Origin of the sequence: Desertihabitans aurantiacus (assembly GCF_003344635.1) — a bacterium.
GTDB lineage: Bacteria > Actinomycetota > Actinomycetes > Propionibacteriales > Propionibacteriaceae > Desertihabitans > Desertihabitans aurantiacus.
The window spans coordinates 1-2,504 of the sequence record NZ_QPKK01000391.1 but is presented as its reverse complement, the minus strand read 5'-3'; the positions used below and the strand labels follow the sequence as shown (position 1 = coordinate 2,504).

Below are 2,504 nucleotides of genomic sequence, written 5' to 3'. Positions count from 1 at the left end.
CGCGCCACCCGCTTCCTCGGCACCGAGCTCGGCTGGAGCTGGACCGACGCGGGCGGGTTCACCGCCGCGGTGCAGACGGCCGGCCCCGCGGTCAACGTCGTCACCCAGCTCGGGCTGGGCTCGCTGCGCGCCGCCGTGGTCGGCGCCGACCAGCGGGCGGCCACCACCGAGGAGCTGGACCGGATGCGGGCCCTGGTGGACGCCGCCGCCACCGCCGGGGTGGCCGGGGTCAGCACCGGCCTGGTCTACGCCCCGGGCAGCTACGCCGACGAGGCCGAGCTGCGCGCGCTGCTGGCGGTGGCGGCCGACCGCGGGCTGCTGCACAGCACCCACATCCGCGGCGAGTCGGCCGACCTGCTGGCAGCGGTCACCGAGGCCCTCGACCTCTCCCGCGCCACCGGGGTGCGGCTGGAGCTGTCCCACCTCAAGTCGGTCGGCCCGGCCCACCACGGACGGGTCGGCGCCGCGCTCGACCTGCTCGACGAGGCGGTCGCCGACGGTCTGGACGTGCAGGCCGACGTCTACCCCTACACCGCGACGTCGACCACGCTGATGTCGCGGCTGCCCGACTGGGCGCTGGACGGCGGGCCGGAGGCGATGCAGCAGCGCCTGCGCGACCCCGCCACCCGTCGCCGGGTGGCCGCCGAGGTCGAGGAGGCGAGCGGACGCGCCTTCGACCCGGCCGGGGTGGTGCTCGCCGCCGTCAGCGAGGGTCCGTGGGCCGGTGCGGTGGGCCGCAGCCTGACCGAGCTGGCCGCCGAGCACGGCAGCACCAGCACCGAGGTGCTGCTCGACGTGCTGGCCGCGCACGGCGCCGGGGTCGGCATCGTCAACCACGCACTGGCTGAGGACGACGTGGTGCAGGTGCTGCGCCATCCGCGGGTGGCGGTGGCCAGCGACGGCTGGGTGCTGCGTCCCGCGGGCACCGACCAGCCGCACCCCCGCAGCTTCGGCACCTTCGCCCGGGTGCTCGGGCGCTACGTCCGCGAGCTCGGCGTGCTCGAGCTCGCCGAGGCGGTGCACAAGATGAGCGGCCTGCCGGCCCGCCGGCTGGGGCTGGAGGACCGCGGCGTGCTGCGTCCCGGGGCGGTGGCCGACCTGGTGCTGCTCGACCCGGCCACCGTCACCGACCGGTCCACCTACGCCGAGCCGTACCGGCTGGCCGAGGGCGTCTCCCGGGTCTGGGTGGCCGGGCGTCCCGCCTGGGTCGACGGCGCCGTCACCGCCGAGCGGGCCGGACGCTGGCTGCCCGGCCCGGGCCACCGTCCCGCCGCCTGAGCCCCGCCCAGCCCCCGGCACACACCTTCGCGCACCGGCACCCCTGCTGCAGCGTGTGTGCCGTCCGACGACGGTGTGTGAAGGGGGCCGTGACCGTCTCCATCCTTCGATGGAGGCCGGGAGAACCCGTCGCCCGGCTCTCGTGGCACCCCCGCCCCGGTTCCTAGCGTCGGGACCATGATCACCACCGACCCCAACCCCCCGACCACCCGCTCCGGCGGGCTCGCCGGCGTCGTCCGGCGGCACCCGCTGCTGACCTTCTTCCTGCTGGCCAACCTGCTGAGCTGGGCGGCCTGGACGCCCTACGTGCTCTCGCAGAACGGCCTCGGCCTGTGGGCGTTCCGCTTCCCCGAGGTGCTCGGCACCAGCCAGCTCCTCGGCATGCTGCCCGGGGCCTACCTCGGGCCGATCTTCTCTGCCTTCCTCGTCACCGCGGTGGCCGACGGCCGCGCCGGGCTGCGCCGCTGGGTCGGACGGCTGTGGCGCTGGCGGGTCCGCTGGACCTGGTACGCCGTCGCCCTGCTCGGCGTCCCGGCGGTGCTCACCCTGGCAGGGCTGGTCTTCTCCGGCGGCGACGTCCGCGCGCCGTCGGTGCTGGTGCTGGTGGCCTACCTGCCCGGTCTGGTGCTGCAGCTGCTGACCACCGGTCTGGCCGAGGAGCCGGGCTGGCGCGACTTCGCCCTGCCGCGGCTGCAGGACCGGTTCGGGCCGCTGGGCGCCTCGCTGCTGCTGGGTCCGCTGTGGGCGGTCTGGCACCTGCCGCTGTTCCTCACCGAGTGGGGCGGCTGGCCCGACCTGCACTGGAGCCGTCCGCTGGTGTTCGTGCTCTTCTGCGTCTCGTTCAACTTCGTGATGTCGTGGGTGTTCAACCGCACCGGTCAGAGCCTGCCGCTGGCGATGCTCACCCACGTCAGCGTCAACAACTTCTCCTCGATCGTGTGGAGCGAGGTGTTCCCCGGCCTGGACGCCGACACCACCCTGCTGGCGCAGGCCGTGGCCGCGCTCGCGGCCGCCGTGGTGGTGCTCGTCGCCACCCGCGGCCGGCTCGGCTACCGGCCCGACCCCCAGCACTAGGGTGCGTGCCGTGAGCGTCGTGCGCGCCGACCGGCCGGGCCCCCGGTCCACCGACCTGCTGGTGGCCGCCGGGTGCTGGCTGGTGGTGGTGGCGGTGCTGGTCGCGCTGCCGCTGCTGGCCGCGGCCGAGCCGGGCACCCCGCCGCTGCCCG

General features: G+C 75.8%; 2 protein-coding genes. Both read left to right on the top strand.

The features are described 5' to 3' along the window. Nucleotides 1-1,278 (top strand): N-acyl-D-amino-acid deacylase family protein (locus DVA66_RS19370; protein ID WP_114561463.1); only part of this gene is annotated, 1,278 nt, incomplete at its 5' end. 177 nt (nucleotides 1,279-1,455) lie between these two features. Further along, a complete protein-coding gene (locus tag DVA66_RS19365; RefSeq protein WP_114561462.1) occupies nucleotides 1,456-2,352 on the top strand; it encodes a CPBP family intramembrane glutamic endopeptidase in 897 nt (298 codons plus the stop codon). The last annotated feature ends 152 nt before the right edge of the window (nucleotides 2,353-2,504 follow it).

Coding starts and splice junctions, on each gene's coding strand:
- DVA66_RS19365 (WP_114561462.1), top strand. CDS start 1,456: ATGATCACCACCGACCCCAACCCCCCGACCACCCGCTCCGGCGGGCTC.